General features: G+C 41.4%; 17 protein-coding genes. 9 read left to right on the top strand and 8 right to left on the bottom strand.

Going from position 1 to position 19287, the window contains the following annotated elements:
- The first annotated feature begins 7 nt into the window (after window positions 1-7).
- From AAEZ02_RS06255 to yfaE, 4 genes are all read left to right on the top strand, one after another.
- Complete coding sequence (locus AAEZ02_RS06255) at window positions 8-670, top strand: HAD family hydrolase (protein ID WP_101031200.1); 663 nt, start codon at window positions 8-10, stop codon at window positions 668-670.
- Window positions 671-1248: 578 nt separating this feature from the next.
- Complete coding sequence (gene nrdA, locus AAEZ02_RS06250; RefSeq protein ID WP_101031198.1) at window positions 1249-3537, top strand: class 1a ribonucleoside-diphosphate reductase subunit alpha; 2289 nt, start codon at window positions 1249-1251, stop codon at window positions 3535-3537.
- Window positions 3538-3610: 73 nt separating this feature from the next.
- A complete protein-coding gene (nrdB, locus tag AAEZ02_RS06245; protein WP_101031196.1) occupies window positions 3611-4741 on the top strand; it encodes a class Ia ribonucleoside-diphosphate reductase subunit beta in 1131 nt (376 codons plus the stop codon).
- The gene (yfaE, locus tag AAEZ02_RS06240) at window positions 4731-5129 is read left to right on the top strand and encodes a class I ribonucleotide reductase maintenance protein YfaE (protein ID WP_351122303.1); all 399 of its coding nucleotides are present in this window, start codon (window positions 4731-4733) and stop codon (window positions 5127-5129) included. The genes nrdB and yfaE overlap by 11 nt, the downstream gene beginning before the upstream one ends.
- A 22-nt stretch (window positions 5130-5151) precedes the next feature.
- Here yfaE and AAEZ02_RS06235 read toward each other — a convergent pair whose 3' ends face one another.
- From AAEZ02_RS06235 to AAEZ02_RS06225, 3 genes are all read right to left on the bottom strand, one after another.
- On the bottom strand, window positions 5152-5448 hold the full coding sequence (locus tag AAEZ02_RS06235; RefSeq protein ID WP_101031192.1) for a hypothetical protein: 297 nt from the start codon (window positions 5446-5448) through the stop codon (window positions 5152-5154).
- Window positions 5449-5907: 459 nt separating this feature from the next.
- The gene (locus AAEZ02_RS06230) at window positions 5908-6639 is read right to left on the bottom strand and encodes a hypothetical protein (RefSeq protein WP_233768512.1); all 732 of its coding nucleotides are present in this window, start codon (window positions 6637-6639) and stop codon (window positions 5908-5910) included.
- A gap of 126 nt (window positions 6640-6765) precedes the next feature.
- A complete protein-coding gene (locus AAEZ02_RS06225; RefSeq protein WP_124013083.1) occupies window positions 6766-7914 on the bottom strand; it encodes a BamA/TamA family outer membrane protein in 1149 nt (382 codons plus the stop codon).
- Window positions 7915-8498: 584 nt separating this feature from the next.
- Here AAEZ02_RS06225 and AAEZ02_RS06220 point away from each other — a divergent pair.
- Entirely contained in the window at window positions 8499-9362 is an 864-nt protein-coding gene (locus AAEZ02_RS06220; RefSeq protein WP_124013082.1) for a PA4780 family RIO1-like protein kinase, read from the top strand.
- Between the two features lie 220 nt (window positions 9363-9582).
- Here the strand turns inward: AAEZ02_RS06220 and AAEZ02_RS06215 are convergent, their stop codons facing one another.
- The gene (locus AAEZ02_RS06215; protein ID WP_101031187.1) at window positions 9583-9876 is read right to left on the bottom strand and encodes a hypothetical protein; all 294 of its coding nucleotides are present in this window, start codon (window positions 9874-9876) and stop codon (window positions 9583-9585) included.
- 292 nt (window positions 9877-10168) lie between these two features.
- On the opposite strand from AAEZ02_RS06215, the gene AAEZ02_RS06210 reads away from it, so the two are divergent.
- Window positions 10169-10849 (top strand): haloacid dehalogenase type II, encoded by a 681-nt coding sequence (locus AAEZ02_RS06210; protein ID WP_233768511.1) that lies wholly within the window; start codon window positions 10169-10171, stop codon window positions 10847-10849.
- Window positions 10850-10993: 144 nt separating this feature from the next.
- Complete coding sequence (yghU, locus tag AAEZ02_RS06205; RefSeq protein ID WP_124013080.1) at window positions 10994-11851, top strand: glutathione-dependent disulfide-bond oxidoreductase; 858 nt, start codon at window positions 10994-10996, stop codon at window positions 11849-11851.
- Window positions 11852-12111: 260 nt separating this feature from the next.
- Here yghU and AAEZ02_RS06200 read toward each other — a convergent pair whose 3' ends face one another.
- Window positions 12112-14127 (bottom strand): oxidoreductase, encoded by a 2016-nt coding sequence (locus AAEZ02_RS06200; RefSeq protein ID WP_101031181.1) that lies wholly within the window; start codon window positions 14125-14127, stop codon window positions 12112-12114.
- A 163-nt stretch (window positions 14128-14290) separates the two neighbouring features.
- Between AAEZ02_RS06200 and sppA the strand changes: the two genes are divergently transcribed.
- A complete protein-coding gene (sppA, locus tag AAEZ02_RS06195) occupies window positions 14291-16135 on the top strand; it encodes a signal peptide peptidase SppA (RefSeq protein ID WP_351122300.1) in 1845 nt (614 codons plus the stop codon).
- A 154-nt stretch (window positions 16136-16289) separates the two neighbouring features.
- Window positions 16290-17303: an asparaginase gene (gene ansA / locus AAEZ02_RS06190; RefSeq protein WP_101031178.1), complete on the top strand. Its 1014-nt coding sequence runs from the start codon at window positions 16290-16292 to the stop codon at window positions 17301-17303.
- A gap of 130 nt (window positions 17304-17433) precedes the next feature.
- Here the strand turns inward: ansA and AAEZ02_RS06185 are convergent, their stop codons facing one another.
- From AAEZ02_RS06185 to AAEZ02_RS06175, 3 genes are read right to left on the bottom strand one after another with little or no spacing between them, the layout of a single operon-like run.
- A complete protein-coding gene (locus AAEZ02_RS06185; protein ID WP_101031176.1) occupies window positions 17434-17715 on the bottom strand; it encodes a YeaC family protein in 282 nt (93 codons plus the stop codon).
- A complete protein-coding gene (locus AAEZ02_RS06180) occupies window positions 17712-18029 on the bottom strand; it encodes a zinc ribbon domain-containing protein (RefSeq protein ID WP_124013078.1) in 318 nt (105 codons plus the stop codon). The genes AAEZ02_RS06185 and AAEZ02_RS06180 overlap by 4 nt, the downstream gene beginning before the upstream one ends.
- A gap of 55 nt (window positions 18030-18084) precedes the next feature.
- Window positions 18085-19209 carry a M14 family metallopeptidase gene (locus AAEZ02_RS06175; protein WP_101031172.1) on the bottom strand — a complete coding sequence of 375 codons (1125 nt, stop codon included), beginning with the start codon at window positions 19207-19209 and terminating at the stop codon, window positions 18085-18087.
- Window positions 19210-19287 lie beyond the last annotated feature (78 nt).

Below are 19287 nucleotides of genomic sequence, written 5' to 3'. Positions count from 1 at the left end.
CTAGCCTTTGCATAAGCAAGATATAAAAGGGGTACTATTTGATTTAGACGGTACTTTAGCCGACACAGCCCCTGATTTAGTCCAGGCATTAAATCTCAGTTTGGACGAAGCCGGTTTTAATGTCCAAACGCTTGAAACGATGCGCCATGCGGCGTCACACGGCAGTTTATATTTAGTTAAAACGGCTATTCCGCACGCCGAGGAACGAGTACAAATTGCTATTCAGCAAGCACTACTTCGCTATTATGCCCAGATAAATGGCGATCACAGCCGCTTGTTTGACGACTTACCCGAACTCTTATCGCTGTTAGATTCACAAGCCATTCCTTACGGTGTGGTCACCAATAAGCCGGCTCGATTTGCCCGGCCATTAGTTGCAAAGCTGGGCTTAACCGATAAACTTAAAACCATGATCAGTGGTGATAGTACCCGTTATTCAAAACCTCATACCGCACCGATGTTTTTAGCCGCACAACAAATCGCCATTGCCCCTCAAAGTATTTTATACCTCGGAGATGCCGAACGAGATTTAGTTGCGGCCCACAATGCGAGTATGTTGGGCGGCGTTGCCTTGTGGGGATATTTGTCCGCTACTGACAAACCTGACACATGGCCTGCTGGCAGACAATTTGAACACGGTGCATCACTGAAACAATTTTTCACTGAATAAGGCGATTTTGTTGTATTTGAGTCACCGGTTAATTGGCACCATTTTGGGGTAAATAATCAATATTTTTGAATAAATGATTAGCATGCTGATCATCTCTGGTCACACGATCAAAATCAACCAAAGATCAACCTATAAACCAGCAATATTTTTTGATCGCTGTTTATTTTAGCGATCAAATCTTTCTTATTTGATGGTTTAAAAAATATCATTTATCAAAAACACTTTATAAATTTGGGCTCTAGGGTTAGTTGTCACTAACCCTACCGTTTATCCTCAAGTTATCCACAAGAAGTTAATTAAATTGTGGCTTGCAAAAATCCCCAAACCTCACTATCTTGTATCTAAGATTTTAAATAACACCATATCTTGTGTGTGACTGGCAATCAAAACACTACGCACCTGCATTACAAGGACGTAGTCGATAAGTGAATGTACTGGTATTTTACTACCATGTTGTGAGTACATTCAGCTTGATTGTTTAACATGGAATTGTTTTGTAACTGATTCAGATCGAATCAAGTTACATGGTATCCAACAACAGATCACACGATTAGATATAGAACCAAGGCCTCTCTTCAATGAATAGCAATATGACAGTCACCAAGCGCAGCGGCGAACGTGAATCGATCGATTTAGATAAAATTCATCGCGTGATCACTTGGGCAGCCAATGGATTAAAAAACGTCTCAGTATCTGAAGTAGAACTTCGATCTCACCTGCAGTTTTTCGACGGCATTCCAACAGAAGCCATTCATGAAACGATTATAAAAGCCGCAGCTGATTTGATCTCTCCGGAATCCCCAGATTACCAATTTTTGGCCGCGCGTTTAGCCGTATTCCATTTACGTAAAAAGGCTTTTGGTCAATTTGAGCCGCCTAAATTATATGACCATGTCACCAAGTTAGTCGAAATGGGTAAATATGATATGCATATCATGGCTGACTATAGCCGTGAAGAATTAGACATTCTTGATAGCTATATTGATCACTGGCGTGACATGAACTTCTCTTATGCCGCGGTAAAGCAACTTGAAGGTAAATACCTGGTTCAAAACCGTGTGACCCATGAGATGTATGAGAGCGCGCAGTTTTTATATATTTTAGTGGCCGCATGTTTGTTTGCGCGTTACCCAAAAGAAATCCGCTTGAAGTACATTAAAGATTTCTATGACGCGACGTCTTTGTTTAAGATTTCTCTGCCAACGCCAATCATGGCCGGTGTACGAACGCCTACTCGTCAGTTCAGCTCATGTGTATTGATTGAGTGTGATGACAGCTTGGATTCAATCAATGCTACGGCATCGTCAATCGTTAAATATGTCAGCCAACGTGCTGGTATTGGTATTAATGCCGGTCGTATTCGTGCATTAGGCAGCCCTATACGCGGCGGTGAAGCATTCCACACGGGTTGTTTACCATTTTATAAGTATTTCCAAACAGCGGTGAAGTCTTGTTCTCAAGGCGGCGTACGCGGTGGTGCAGCAACGCTGTTCTATCCGTTATGGCATCTCGAAGTTGAATCGCTATTAGTGCTGAAAAACAACCGGGGTGTTGACGACAACCGTGTACGTCATCTTGACTACGGCGTACAGTTAAACAAATTAATGTACCAACGCTTAATCAAAGGCGAAAACATTAGCTTGTTCAGCCCATCAGATGTACCGGGTCTTTATGATGCCTTCTTTGAAGACCAAGTAGAATTTGAACGTTTATACTTGCAGTACGAACAAGACAGCAGTATCCGTAAAAAACAGATTAAAGCCGTTGAGCTGTTTTCATTGATGATGCAGGAACGAGCCTCTACAGGTCGTATCTATATTCAAAACGTCGATCACTGTAATACCCACAGCCCATTTGACTCTAAAGTGGCGCCGATTAAGCAATCTAATTTGTGTTTAGAAATTGCCTTACCGACTAAGCCGTTAACTAACATTGACGATCCGGACGGTGAAATCGCCTTATGTACCTTATCAGCGCTTAACTTAGGCGCGATTACCGACTTATCTGAACTTGAGCCGTTAGCTGATTTAGCGGTACGTGCGTTAGATAACTTACTTGATTACCAAGATTACCCAATAAAAGCGGCTCAAACGAGCTCGATGAATCGCCGTACGCTTGGTATTGGTGTGATTAACTTTGCTAACTACTTAGCTAAAAACGGTAAAAAGTATTCCGACGGTTCAGCAAACAACCTGACCCATAAGACCTTTGAAGCTATCCAGTTCTATTTACTGAAAGCGTCAATGAACTTAGCTAAAGAAAAAGGTGCCTGTCCGTTATTTCACGAGACCACCTACTCGAAGGGTATTTTACCCATCGATACCTATAAACGTGATTTAGACAAGATTTGTGACGAACCATTACACATGGATTGGGAAGGTTTACGTAGCGACATAAAACAGTACGGTTTACGTAACTCAACCTTGTCAGCATTAATGCCGTCAGAAACCTCATCGCAAATTTCAAACGCGACCAATGGTATCGAACCACCACGTGGCTTAATCAGCGTGAAAGCCAGTAAAGATGGCCAGTTAAAGCAAGTCGTTCCAGACTTTGAGCTGCTTAAAGACAAGTACGAACTGCTGTGGAATATGCCAAACAACGATGGTTACATCCAACTTGTTGGTTTAATGCAGAAGTTTATTGACCAAGCTATTTCTGCCAACACTAATTATGACCCAAGCCGTTTTGAAGGCGGTCGTGTGCCAATGCAGACCTTGCTAAAAGACTTGTTAAGTGTGTACAAACTGGGCATTAAAACATTGTATTATCATAATACACGCGATGGTGCTTCGGATCAGTTTGACGACATTATTGCTGTCGAAGAAGAAGACGATGACTGCGCCGGCGGTGCGTGTAAAATCTAATCATCACTTTATCTCTATTTAGCGGGGGATAATCCCCGCTTTTTGAAAAATGCGTTTTCAGGACACCTAAATAATGGCTTACTCTACATTTTGTCAAACACCTAACGATGCAACCAAAGAACCTATGTTTTTTGGGCAATCAGTTAATGTGGCACGCTACGATCAACAAAAATATGAAGTCTTTGAAAAACTGATTGAAAAGCAATTAAGTTTTTTCTGGCGTCCAGAAGAAGTTGATGTCAGCCGTGACAAAATTGATTTCGGTGATTTACCTGAACACGAAAAGCACATTTTCCTGTCAAACCTGAAATACCAAACCTTGCTTGACTCTATTCAAGGCCGCTCACCAAATGTGGCATTTTTGCCATTGGTATCGCTACCAGAATTAGAGACGTGGATTGAAACATGGTCGTTTTCTGAAACGATTCACTCACGCTCTTACACTCATATTATTCGTAATATTGTCAATGACCCATCCGTGGTGTTTGACGATATCGTGCAAAATGACGAAATATTGAAACGTGCCGGTGACATTGCCGCTTATTACGATGATCTGATTAAACTGACCCAGATTAATAACCTGTTAGGTGAAGGTACTCATGTTATCGACGGCGAAGAAATCACCGTTAATTCACGTATCCTGAAAAAATCACTGTATTTATGCATGATGTCGGTTAACGCCTTAGAAGCTATCCGCTTCTATGTCAGCTTTGCCTGTTCATTTGCCTTTGCTGAACGTCGTGTTATGGAAGGTAATGCCAAAATCATCCGCTTAATTGCCCGTGATGAAGCGTTACATCTCAATGGGACACAACATATTATCGCCTTGATGCAAGGCGGCAAAGACGACCCTGAAATGGCAGAGATTGCTATTGAGTGTAAGCAACAAGCTTATGACTTGTTCGTCAAAGCAGCAGAACAAGAAAAAGAGTGGGCTAAATACTTATTTAAAGACGGATCAATGATCGGCCTAAATGAACCGATCCTATGTCAGTACGTTGAATTTATTACTAACCAAAGAATGAAATCAGTACATTTGCCTCAGCCTTATGAAGAACGGTCTAACCCACTACCCTGGATGAAAAATTGGTTAGAAAGTGATGCAGTACAAGTGGCCCCACAGGAAGTAGAGGTGTCATCTTATCTTGTTGGCCAAATCGATTCTTCTGTAAATAGCGATGAGTTTTTAGATTTTGACCTATAAAAAACTTTTCAAAAAATCGCCAATTGTAAGCTTGAAAGGACAGCCGATTATTTTATTTGACGGCCAACATTCAAGCTTACTAGAAGCGCTTGAGTCGAAAAAAGTAAACGTGTTTTCAGAATGTCGTAACGGATTTTGTGGCGCATGTAAAACCACCGTAATATCTGGTGAAGTAAACTACCTATCAGAGCCTCTTGCAGAACTCAAATCCGACGAGTGCCTACCCTGCTGTTGTGTGCCTAATGGCGATTTAAACCTCAAACTCTCTACTGAGGGAGTCGAAGTCGTTGCTAAGCGACAATACGCTCCGGTAAATGACAGCCATACACTCACAACAGCATTAACCCAACAATTACAGATTAATCCCAAACGGGCTCTTGACCGTTAATCTATCAGCCCTTCAACACCCGTTATATATTCAGGGCAAAGCTTAACAACACCCGTTTACCAGACTCAATCTTAGTGACGTTATGCTCATACTTATCAGGACGAAATAAATACACCCGCCCCCATAAATTCACTATGCATTTAGCACAGCTAAACACCCCACCCACTTTAGGTTGGACTATTACGAGGTTCAGTTTGTAATAACGACCTTGTTGCACCGGATCGGTATGGGTCATCACTTGATGATGAGTATGATAGGTCACCCAATTTATCGACAACATACGGCTGCTTAAAATGGCTTTGTTAATCACGTTTGCCATATTCACTCCAATGAAAATATTTGCAACAGATTATATCGACTCAATAAAAAATTGGGGCCATATTCACCAGCTAAAATCGTCTAAGATAGACGAGGCGCTTCTGGATGCTTAGTGACAGAAATGCCATCCATCATAGGGGAAAAGGAACACGGTTAGCGTCAGAGGGATAGTGCAGAAAAGAAGACCATTATTGAATGGGTTAAATGACTAATACCTAATTCACGCTATCAATCCATAGCGACCATGAACCACTCTTAATCCCTGACGCATTAATCGCTAACGGATCAATCCTAACGAATTAATCAAATTGACTCTCCCGTCATCAACGACAATCTAACGCTTGTTAACTAATCTCAACTCGCGATAAACGATGGGATAAACGATGGGATAAATAAGCCAATATGACAATATTTGACCTATTTAACCTATTTGATAACCGTTTATATCCCGAGTTCAAGATTAACTGTTTGTCATTGTATCGCAAGAATCGTCATAACTATCCAGCTCAATAATACCTTGCAGGATCATGCCGTGATAATGGGCTTTTACCAGTTGATAATTCATGCTCGGCGCAAAAAAATAAGTCACCTCTTCCGCTCCTGTTTGCTCAACCGGTATAAGCTGTATTTCTCCCCAGGGCGCTATGGTAGCGGTTAATTTGTCTTTAACGTAGAACTGATAGGGTTCAATCGCATCAGAGGCTTGCCTTATTAGCGCAAATTGCTGTCGACCTCGAAGCACGTTTTCACGTATTTGAATCGCCAAAGTATCCACATCTCTTAATGGTATGGTCTTTGATGCATAATTATCGATGTCCCCATCAATATCAACACGAGATTTAAGGCCATGGTTGTCAAAAGTCACTCGCATGTCTCGAGAGCGAAAACCAGTTACCTGTTGATGAAAATTATCGGTTAACCATTCGTTGCGATCAGTTGACCACGATAACTCGGTACGCTGTTGATATTGAGTGCCAATACCTAAAATGCTGGCTTTACTTTTTGAGGTGATAACGGCAGATTTACCCTGCCAGTTCTCAGTCCGAGTCATTTCTCCCATATGTAATCCACTGAGATAAATAGAATAATCAAAGCTGCGCTGACATTTTTGCTCAACGTCACTCGCCAATACGCTATTACTGTGCAGTAAACCACTTGAAAGACCGACTATTATCAGTATTCTAGTGGCCATTACACAAGCTTTGGTCGACATGCTGAGATTGCGAAATCTTGTCAGCATAAGTTTTATTTGCGCCATTAATGTCATCATCAGAGAAAGCTTTTCACTTTTTGCTCTTACCTTAAAAATAGTGTTAGCTTAAAAAACTTCATTCACATTTAAGTAGAAGTTAGTTTCATTTTCACCCACCCCGACATCAAAACGTAAATTAATATTATCTTTAATTCTAAATCGAAATCCAGTGCCGTAGGCCGTTAATAACATATCGGTTAGCTCACTGACTTTAGGTGCGACACTACCAACAGCGCCCCAAAATACCATGCCATAACGTTGGAACACTGGTAAGCGATATTCAACTTGCCCCATCATCATTTGCTCATCTCGGTAGCGACCTCTAATGTAACCCCGCATCGCATTAGAGCCACCCAAATCGGGTAATAAGTTCCAAGGTACGTCACCACTGGTAAGATGCCCTTGAACTTGCCAAGCGACTAAACCCGGTGTTGAACCTAAGTCTATATAGTTCGCTAATTCAATATTATAAGTAGAAAACGAATCGAATTGATCATTTTGATATAATCCCGCATCAACCTGAAATAACCACCCTTCTGTCGCGTTTAAACGGTAATCTCTTGAATCATAAATACTGGTGACGACAATGCCAGAACTAAAATTATCGGGCAGAATGGTATTTGAATCCACAGGTGCCTCTGTTGCGACTAATTCTAAACTGTCTGCACTTGTGTAAATAAAGTCAGCACCCACGCCAATAAAATAGTGGCTGGCAATTTCGGTCATCCAGCGAGGCTTAAAGCTATACAATTGTTCATTAAACTCATGATGATTGAGATCTTGATCGCCTTGTTCAATCCCTACTCCATAATAAACTGCCGCTTCATTATGCAGTTCTAAGTCAAGCAACAACCGCTGCTTGCCTTGGTTTAAAAAAGTCATATTTTCAACTTGAACGCCATAGGATTGATTTATAGAAGCAAATGAATTCAATACCAGTGATGAGGGTTGTTCTGCACTCGTCGCATTATCGGTTTTATATAACCCCACCATTAATAACCCCACGCCAAACTTTTTCTCTGGGGTGTAATAAGCCGTTGGTAAATAGCTCATATCAATGACTTTAGTGTCATCGAACTCACCATCTGCCCCAAAAACTGACAAAATGTTATCAATCCATGTTGGTTCCATGTCTTGGGGGGTGTCAAATAAAGGTTCAACTGCAAGGGCGGTATTAGAAAAAACAAATAGTGCTAGAAGTAAGGTCCGTTTCATAAAAACTCTATTAAAATATTGAAGAATTAAGCTCGCACGATGATTTCTATGGCAAACTTTTGAATTATTGTGCTGTCAGTTAAGCCCACAGCGTTGAGTATAAAGGGTTGTTGCCGATGAAAATAATTTCAAAAAACACATTTTTAATAACAATCAATTCATCAAAGATTATCCTATCCACCACTGAATACTTACTGAATAAAAACTTAACCCTTACTGAAGAACAAGGTTATCAGATATTAAATTTAACGCTGACCGCCACACCTAGCGTTAGCCTGGACATGCAATCTACAGCAACCTTCTTTATCCGTTGATACCACTATGCTAAAGAATGCGAAAGAATATACCACATTTAGCACCCAATATTGACGATAGATCAATATCCAACAGATCCGTCTCACTTGGTAAAAAAATCAAAATTATCTATATTTAGGTGACTTGTTACAACATTTTAATCCATTAGACAAGAGTGTATAGGCTCAAATTTAGTGCAAATAAGCCTCATTTAATCTGTGACCTATCAGCAAGTAAAAATTATGCCCTTAGATATATCATCCAGCGCGCAACTAAGGTATAAAGTCGTTATGAAAACGCCTATAAGATTACAACCACTGGTTGACGATGGTCTCGTCGATGAAGTGATAAGCCAACTCATGAGTGGCAAAGAAGCTACCGTCTATATGATCCTATGTGGCGATGAGATCCGCTGCGCCAAAGTGTATAAGGAAGCCACTAAACGCAGTTTTAAAAAAGCAGCACAATATCAAGAAGGTCGAAAAACTAAAAATAGTCGTCGTGGACGAGCCATGGAAAAAGGCTCTAAATACGGCCGTGAAGAGCAAGAAAAAGCATGGCAAAATGCCGAAGTGGACGCGTTATACAAATGCGCCGCCGCTAAAATTAGAGTACCAGTGCCTTATGGTTGCTTTGATGGGGTGTTATTGATGGAGTTGATCACCAACGTCCACGGTGATGTTGCCCCTCGATTAAATGACATTACCCAGATGAGTGCAGAGCAAGCACAAACCCAACATCGCATCATGATGGGCTATGTTGTGCGGATGTTATGTGCAGGCATTGTCCATGGGGATTTATCCGAATTCAATGTGCTGGTCGACAAGAATGGGCCGGTGATCATTGATCTGCCCCAAGCAGTTGATGCATCGGCAAACAATAATGCCAAAGCTATGTTATTCCGTGATGTGAATAATATGACCGACTACTATTCACAATTTGCTCCAGAATTAGCCATAACCAAATATGCTAAAGAAATGTGGGCTTTGTATGAACAAGGTGAATTAACACCTGAGACGCCATTAACCGGTGAGTTTGAAGATGATACAACCGCAGCCGATGTTGACTCTGTTTTAGAAGAAATTAACGCCGCATTTGAAGAAGCCCAAGAAAGGCGCGAGCGCTTGAACGAAGCACAAAGCGACGAGTATTAACCTAAGCGTTTACTCACGATAGTCTCATCAGATAATGCTGGTGGCTCGTTAACAATACCAAGCCTGACTTAACTAAAGCTCAGGCTTTTTATTACCCGTTTGAAACACCATATCAAGGCCAACGTTATCCCAAGGTCAGTCATTATTTAATCTTAACTCGGGATAGCGATGGGATAAATGATGACATTCGAATAATAACGGCCATAGTGAAATATATTGATCACTCTTTCGCTGGTACTAGCTTACTTTTAAACACCCCATAAAAGGCAATACAGGCACCCGCAAGACCTAAAAATGAGCATACTAAGCGATAGTCACTGTTGTCGAGAAAGAAGTTAGCCACACTGAAGATCAACAAAATGGCTAAGCCAACATTTTTGGTCATCATCATTTTAGGTTCAAACATTAGCCATTGTTCACATTTAGGGCATTGTGTTTCAACACCATGCTTGCCTTTTCGTACTTGTTTAAGTGCTTTTCGAGCAAATACAGCCTGACAACTAGGACATTCCATTCTACATCACCTTTCATAATTTTTAATCAATATAATACAATGTATTAACTCAACATTAAAGTTTCTCATTCCACGCCTGTACAGCAAAGTAAAGCAAAGGTCATTAACAATTCAACTATTTGGAACGTTCGTTCAAGATAGCCATTGAACGAATGATATAGTTAGTTTATAGTTTAGGGAATGCAGCACATTGTGAGCGGGCTAACCCGCCTGAGATGTGTATATTATCGACTAGTATATCAAATTCACTGAGCTTGATCGCTTAACTCAACACACAAATGGAGCACTGAATATGCATAAAATGATTGGATTTGATGTTTATGGCACATTAGTGGATCCGGTGGATATGGGTCAACATCTGCAGGAATTGATTGGCGATAAGGCACAAGAATTTGGTCAACTCTGGCACGATAAAAAAGTCGAATATGCATTTCGCCGCGGCTTAATGCAGCAATATGAAGATTTCGGTGTCTGTACCCATCAGGCATTGCAATATTGCTTGTCGGTTTTCAATGTCACACTATCTGCCCGTGCGCAACAGGAATTACTGGCAAAATTTAGTCAACTAACCGCCTTTGAAGACGTTATTCCTGGACTCGCACTACTGCGTAATCAAGGCCATACCCTGGCCGCATTTTCAAATGGCCCTGAAGTCGCGGTTCGTACGTTAATGCAAAATTCAGGTGTATTACCTCAATTACATGACGTCATCAGCGTTGACGACATACACACCTTTAAACCTGACCCTGCCGTTTACCATTATTTAATGACTCGCACACAATCCGAACCACATCATTGTTGGATGGTGTCCAGTAATCCATGGGATGTTATCGGTGCAAAAGCGGCAGGACTAAAAACGGCTTGGATCCAACGCGACAGTAAAAAAGTATTTGATCCCTGGGGCATCGAACCTGACTTAACCGTAACCAATTTAATTGAATTAAGTGAACAGCTCGATGCAATAAATAACTGAGATGCTGCATTAAAAAATAAAAGCATAACTCATAAGAGTTGATGCTAATACAATCAATCTAGACACGCTACACTAACAATCTTGTGCTAAGCGCATTTTAACTTTGTATCAGTAACCTTAGACAGGTTGCCACGAGGAAATTTTATGAGTAATGAATACACCCCACCTAACGTTTGGGTAAATAATACCAATGGTGGTAACAAGTGGGCAAACATCAATAGCCCAGAATCGGGTGCAAGATCGAATAAAGTACTACCAATAGGTAAGCATTCTTTACAGCTTTATTCCCTTGGCACACCAAACGGACAAAAAGTGACTATTCTTTTAGAAGAACTGCTTGCTTTAGGTATTAAAGAAGCGGAATACGATGCTTATCTCATTAATATCGGCGAAAGTGATCAGTTTTCGTCTGGGTTTGTTGATGTAAATCCAAACTCAAAAATTCCTGCCTTATTAGATAAATCAGCTGATGAAGACCTTAACGTATTTGAATCTGCTTCAATTCTGGTTCATTTAGCAGAGAAATTTGACCAGTTCCTGCCTAAAGATGGCAAAGCAAGAACCCAAACATTTAACTGGTTATTCTGGGCGCAAGGCTCGGCCCCTTTCCTCGGTGGCGGGTTTGGTCACTTTTACGCTTATGCCGATGAAAAACAGGAATACCCTATAAACCGTTTTGCCATGGAAGTTAAGCGCCAATTAGATGTGTTGGATAAGCAACTGGCAAAAAACACCTTTATTGCTGGTGAAGAATATAGCATTGCAGATATCGCTATTTGGCCGTGGTACGGCAATTTAGTCTTGGGTAATTTATACAGCGCCGCCGAGTTTTTAGACGTCGCCAGCTACAAGAATGTCATGCGCTGGGCCAGTGAGATATTAGCGCGCCCAGCAGTGCAACGTGGCAAAATGGTTAACACAACATGGGGCGAACCATGGGAAATGTTACCTGAACGCCACAGTGCAGCAGACATTGATGCAGTATTGGCCTTAAAACCTTAAGCATTGATGCGACTAAGCGACTGCGGATTTATCAAAATAGTGATCAATATTTCAATCATGTCGATAGTCAAATGATGTAACAAGATCACTCATCAGTTGCTCAGATTAGTATTGTCATTGTCATTGTCAGTAGGCTAGTCGCCATTAGACTTTGCCAATGTAAACATTAAAAAAGCCTTCTGAATAACAGAAGGCTTTTTAGTTTATGCTATCGTATTCTGAAATGGATTACGCCATTCTAACGGCACATCCAATCTGGTTTAAATACTCATCGCAAGCTCTGCGCCTTGGCGTATTGCGCGTTTAGCATCTAATTCAGCAGCAACATCTACCCCACCAATTAAATGAACAGGTAACCCACTGGCTTTCATTTCATCAACCAGACTGAGGTTAGACATTTGTCCTGCACACAACACCACATTATCGACAGCCAGAATTTCAGATTGTTCGCCGATGGTAATGTGTAGCCCTTGCTCGTCGAATTTTTCGTAGTTGACGCCTGTTTTCATATGAACTTGATGCTGTTTTAACACATTGCGATGGATCCAACCGGTTGTTTTACCTAATCCTTTACCCATTTTAGTTGTTTTACGTTGCAATAAATACACTTCACGGCCAGGGACATGATCGGCTTTTTCAGTTAATCCGCCAGCATGCTGATAGGTTTTATCAATGCCCCATTGTTTTAACCATTTATCAGGTTGCAAGGTACTCGATTCTAATTCACATAAAAAATGCGCTATATCAAAACCTATGCCGCCAGCACCAATTAACGCCACTTTTTTACCAATTTCAACTTGGCCAGTTAATACTTGTTGATAATCGACCACTTTAGGGTTATCGAAACCCGGTAATGTCAAAGCTCGTGGCACCACACCAGAGGCAATGACAATTTCATCAAATTTTTCAGTCGCTAATACCGCTGCATCTAATTTGGTGTTTAAGCGTAACTCAACATTATGCAGCTTAATTTGATTGACAAAATAACGAATGGTTTCGTTAAACTCTTCTTTACCCGGGATTTTACGCGCTAAGTTAAACTGACCGCCGACTTCAGATTTGGCTTCAAACAGTACCACTTCATGACCACGAGATGCTGCATAGACAGAGAAAGCCATCCCTGCAGGGCCCGCACCCATCACAGCGATTCGTTTCTTATTGGCTGTGGGGGTAAAATTAATTTCGGTTTCATAGCAGGCTCGAGGATTCACTAAGCAGGTTGCCCGTTTCATCGAAAAAGTATGGTCCAAACACGCCTGGTTACACCCAATGCAAGTGTTAATCAATTCTGGCGTATTAGCTGCCGCTTTATTGACAAAGTCAGCATCAGCTAAAAATGGACGCGCCATCGACACCATATCAGCTTGACCAGATGCAATAATCGCCTCGCCTATTTCTGGAGTATTAATCCGGTTTGTGGCAATTAATGGTACCTTTACTTCAGCTTTGAGTTTTTCAGTCACCCAAGAAAATGCACCACGGGGCACATTAGTCGAAATCGTTGGTACACGCGCTTCATGCCAACCAATACCGGTATTAATAATACTAACACCCGCTTGTTCAAGCGATTTGGCTAGCTGAACCACTTCGTCCCACGTTGAGCCATTGTCGACTAAGTCGAGCATCGATAAGCGGAACACAATAATAAAATCACTGCCGACCTTCTGACGAATAGCGTTAACTATTTCAATTGGGAATTTAACCCGGTTCTCATAACTTCCGCCCCATTCATCGGTGCGTTTATTGGTGCGAGAACTGATAAATTGGTTGATCAAATACCCTTCTGACCCCATCACTTCAACGCCATCATAGCCAGCTTTTTTAGCTAAAGCGGCGCTGGTTGCATAATCTTTAACAGTAGAACGTACTTGACGAGCAGACATAGCTGAAGGGGTAAACGGCGTGATCGGCGATTTTACTTTGCTCGGTGCTAAGCTAAAAGGATGATAGCTATAACGGCCAGCATGCAATATTTGCATACAAATTTTCCCGCCAGCCTCATGCACAGCATCGGTAACAATTTTATGTTTACCCACTTGCCAAGAAAAGCTTAATTGACAGGCGTGTGGTGCTAAACGTCCACGTAAATTAGGCGCAATACCACCAGTGACAATTAAGCCTACGCCACCTTGAGCACGTTCTTTATAAAACGCTGCCAGTTTCTCAAATCCGCCTTTTTCTTCTTCTAACCCCGTGTGCATTGAGCCCATCAACACGCGGTTTTTCAGCTGTGTAAAGCCGAGATCTAAAGGTTCTAATAAGTGTGGAAACGACATTCAAACATCCTTTTTAAACAAGTGATTTAATCCAGCATACCCCGACAGTAAATTTTGCTCAATCATTTAAACGATTGTTTGATAAAAACCTTTACAATTCAATTTCACATTTATATTGATTTTCAGTTAGGATGATGACATTAGACTGATAAAGGAGTGGCAAATGTCCGCTAAACCCTCGTTTTTAAAAAGGATGTTTTTACTGTTATGGAATACAGTAAATGGTATCCGTAAGTTAATCATCAACGTTATATTTTTTGGTTTGTTGGCCGTAATAGCCGTCGCGATACTCAACAGTGAAGATGACATTATCATCGAAGATCAATCAGCCTTAGTGTTGAATTTGTCTGGGATCATAGTGGATCAAAAACATTATGTAGATCCCATTGAAATGGCATTTAGCCAAGGGCAAGCTAATGATCCAGAAGGTGAAATTTTATTAGCGGATCTACTTTATACTATTAATAACGCCACTGAAGATGCCCGAATCAACAGTATCGTATTAGATTTAGGAAATCTTCAAGATGCCGGGATCAGTAAAATGACCGCCATTGGTAACGCATTAAAGCAATTTAAAGCCGCCAATAAATCGGTTATTGCCATGGCTAATGGTTATGATCAAAACCAATATTTTTTAGCCAGTTTTGCAGATAAAATTTACCTTAATAACCAAGGTATGGTGTCGCTAGATGGCTTGAGTCGTTACCGCTTATATTACAAATCTGCACTGGAAAAACTGAAAATCACCACTCACGTATTTCGAGTGGGTACGTTTAAATCTGCCGTAGAACCTTTTATTCGTGACGATATGTCCGATGCAGATAAAGTAGCCAGTAAAGTATTGTTAAACGATATTTGGCAAAGCTACTCAACTATTGTTGCCAGCAACCGTCAAATAGGCCCAGATCAATTAGTGTTAGGCACAGATGAGTACCTCGCTGAGCTGGATAAAGCGCAAGGTGATAGTGCCCAAATGGCGGTAAACATGAAATGGGTTGACGAGCTTGTTTCTGCTGATGCGTTCCGTGTTGCCATGATAGAACGGGTTGGCAGTGATAAGGAAGGTAAAAACTTTAAACAAATTAGTTATAATAATTACCGTTCGTTAACCGCACCGACACCTAAGTTTGTTAAAAATGATTCCATTGCCATTATTGTTGCAAAAGGCACTATCCTTAACGGTAAACAACCTGCTGGACAAATTGGTGGCGAAAGCACCTCCAAACTCCTTATGCGAGCACGCTTTGACGATAAAGTAAAAGCTGTGGTACTTAGGGTTGATAGCCCTGGTGGTAGTGCATTTGCATCAGAGCAAATCCGTCAAGAAGTGTTAGCGCTAAAAGCGGCAGGTAAACCTGTTGTGGTTAGCATGGGTAGCCTTGCTGCATCAGGCGGGTATTGGATATCAGCCAGTGCCGACTATATTGTCGCAACACCGACAACCCTTACAGGTTCAATTGGTATTTTTGGTATGTTTGCCACATTTGAGCAAGCACTTAATCATATTGGTGTCACCTCTGATGGTGTTGCAACATCTGATTGGGCTGGATTATCGCCGGTTCGTGAATTAAGCCCAAAAGTGGCTACCGTAATACAACGTCATATCGAACGGGGTTATCATGAGTTTATTTCTCTGGTGGCTAAAGAGCGTCATATGACGCTAGAGCAAGTAGACAACATTGCTCAAGGCCGAGTATGGACGGGAAAACGTGCATTAACGCTAGGACTAGTTGATGAGCTCGGAGACATGGAGCTGGCGTTAGCTAAAGCGGCTGATTTAGCTAAAATGGACAAGTTCGACGTTAAAGTGATCGAGCAAGAGCTTAGCGCTGAACAGCAAATTATGCAGCAAATTATGGGGGCGAGTGCCGCTTACGTGCCTGATAGTGTCCGTCAAACCAGTGTCGTCGAGCAATTTATTAAACATTGGGCCGGCGCATTTGAAACATTATCAATGTTTGATGACCCTAATCATGTCTATATGTATTGCGAAAACTGTAATTACTAATCAATTAGCAATCAATTAGTAATCAATTATATGAACGCAATATGAAGATTATTCAAAAAAAGCCTGCTTAGCAGGCTTTTTTATTGGGGATCGGTAAATAAACTCGTATAATTTACATAATCTACAATAGTTGTTTAATAAGAGTCCTATATTTATGACAAATCGTTCGATTTACGTAGCCTATACAGGCGGTACTATTGGGATGCAAAAAACAGCCAATGGATTTGCGCCAGTGGCAGGATTCTTGACTGATTGCGTTCAGTCAATGCCCGAGTTTTATCATGATGAAATGCCCCACTTTGTCATTCATGAATACAGCCCTTTGATTGACTCGTCCAACATGGCACCACCTGATTGGCAATTGATTGCGAACGACATTCAAGCCAACTATGACAAGTACGATGGTTTTGTGATTTTACATGGTACAGACACCATGGCTTATACCGCTTCTGCGCTATCATTTATGTTGCAAGGTCTATCAAAACCGGTGATCGTAACGGGTTCACAGATCCCCCTTGCACAATTACGATCTGACGGTCAAACCAATCTGCTCAATTCGTTGTATATAGCAGCGAATTACCCTGTAGCTGAAGTATGTTTGTTCTTTAATAACAAGTTGTTTCGCGGTAATCGCTCAACTAAGGCTCATGCCGATGGCTTTGATGCATTTGCATCACCTAACTTCCCGATGCTACTTGAAGCGGGAATTAAAATTAATCTTAAAGCAGGTAAAATCACTAAGCCAACGGGCGCTCCTTTAGAGGTTGTCACTATCAGCCCTCAACCCGTGGGTGTGGTCACGCTTTACCCTGGTATCTCAACTGATATTTTTAATAATATTTTACAGCAACCAGTAAAAGCACTGATCTTATTAACTTTTGGTGTCGGTAATGCACCACAAGATAAAAAATTACTTGAAACCCTTAAACAAGCTGACGAACGCGGGATTGTATTGGTGAATTTAACCCAGTGTTTCCAAGGCAAAGTCAATATGGCCGGCTATGCTACTGGCAATGCGTTAGCGCAAGCAGGGGTGATCGGCGGTGCCGATATGACGGTTGAAGCGGCATTGGCAAAACTGCATTATTTGTTGTCCATTGGATTAACCTCAGCGCAAATCAAACAACGTATGCAGCAAAATTTAATTGGTGAACTGACGATTGACTAGTTAACGTTTTTATAGCTAACGTTGTGAATTGCGAAACGATGTAATCGCTAAACAAAAGATAAAAATGCGGGCTAATTAGCTCGCATTTTTTATGCTTTAATTTGATTAATATCGATTAATCAGCATGGGATTATAAATCAGCGGCTTTAAACTCGGCAATGGGATCACCTTTAAACTGTCTTTTCAGCTCTGATTTGGATAACTCATTAATATTACCACCAGCTGCGATAGTAAAATGTTCAGTTTGCTGAAGCTTACGCGCTTGGTATAACATCACCACTTGTAAAGTCGACTCACGCTGTTGCTCAGTTAATACCGTGCCATCATCCCACTTACCTAGCTCGGTTGCAGACAACATGCGCAGGTAGACTTCTTCAGGCATTTCATCAATGACTTTATTGATATCATTCATACTGATTTCCGTTTATGTAATACAATTCTGACCCGGGTAACAAGATACCCCGAAAAGCCAACTACAAAGCTTGCAATCGCGATATAAGAAGTTACCCCTTGTGCGGGCTCTCCTCCCCAAAACCACACGACAACCCCCGCAATAAATAATGTCAAAAAAATAAAACTGTGGGTCATTAAGCTGTTTGACCGCTCAATGTGACTGATAACGGTTAAAGACTCAGTATTACCACTCAAGTCAGTTTTGCAATGCTGGCATTGCTTAGCCTTACTCGAAATACGTTTTTGACATTTGGGGCATGCAATTAACGCCATAATTCACTTTACCTGTTCGATCATTTACAGCTAATATTAACCGCTGCTGTGGAGATTATAATTGATCAACCACTGCTAACATAGCCACTAAAGACGCTTCACCTAAATATACGCAGCGCTCAGGAGACCAGCCCACAAAAGGATCGGCTAAATTGGCATTGTCTTTAAATGGCATCTCTAACGTATTGGATAAACAACTGAACGTATTGGCTACCCAGTTAGAACCCACAGTTAAATTCGCTTTACCTGGCTCATCTTTATCGTAACCAAACTCTGTTTGGAAATCAGCACTGGCAATGGTCAATGCACTGAGAAATTGCTGCTGTAATGCGGCCATTTTATCATTGTAGTTTGGTACGCCTTCGCAACCGGCAAGGAACACAAAAGGTAGACCTTCATCACCGTGAACATCGTAAAATAAATCAACACCTGTTTGGTGCATCTTATTGACCACATAATACACCTCAGGACTTTTCTCTAAGCTGGGTGTTTGCCATTCACGATTTAGGTTGGTGCCAACCGCATTGGTGCGTAAATGACCGCGAGCACTCCCATCTGGGTTCATATTCGGCACAATATAGAAATTGGCTTGGTCTAATAAAGCTTTCGAGGTTGGACAATCGCTATCGAGTAGTTGATTTAACAATCCTTCGACTAACCACTCAGCCATGGTTTCACCTGGGTGTTGACGCGCAGTAATCCAAATATTCTTTTTTTCTGGGTTTGCATCACCAATTTTAAGCAAGGTCATGTCGCGGCCATCGAGGGTTAAGCCGAGGTGCTCAAGACTGACTGCAGGATGTAATTGGACTTCACTGATTAAATCTAAATGACGTTCGTAGCTGTAAGGTGCAAAGTAGGCAATTTGAATCGCTTCACAATCTAGCTCAGCTTGGATGGTTAACTTGCCATCGGCATATTGAGTCGGCAATCGGAACCAAGTCTGACGATCATAGCTAGCAACTGCTTGATAATCTTCCCAACCTTTTGGGTAAGATGCGTTACCTGCATTAACAATATTCACGGTATAAGTCTGGCCGACTTCGCCTTCTAAACGAAAGTTAAACCATTGATAAAACTCACCACCGAAATCGGGACGAATGGCGACTTGTATATCGTCATGTTGGTCGAGGTTAATGACGTCAATGTTGCCGCCGTCAAAGTTTGCTGTGATCCGCATTAGGTTATCCTTTATGTGCTTGCACTTATTTTATCGGCTTAATAATGCCTGATTTTATAGGCCCTAGCTTATCAAATG

This window comes from Shewanella sp. T24-MNA-CIBAN-0130 (assembly GCF_040310185.1).
Lineage (GTDB): Bacteria > Pseudomonadota > Gammaproteobacteria > Enterobacterales > Shewanellaceae > Shewanella > Shewanella psychromarinicola.
This window is presented reverse-complemented; position numbering and strand designations above follow the sequence as displayed.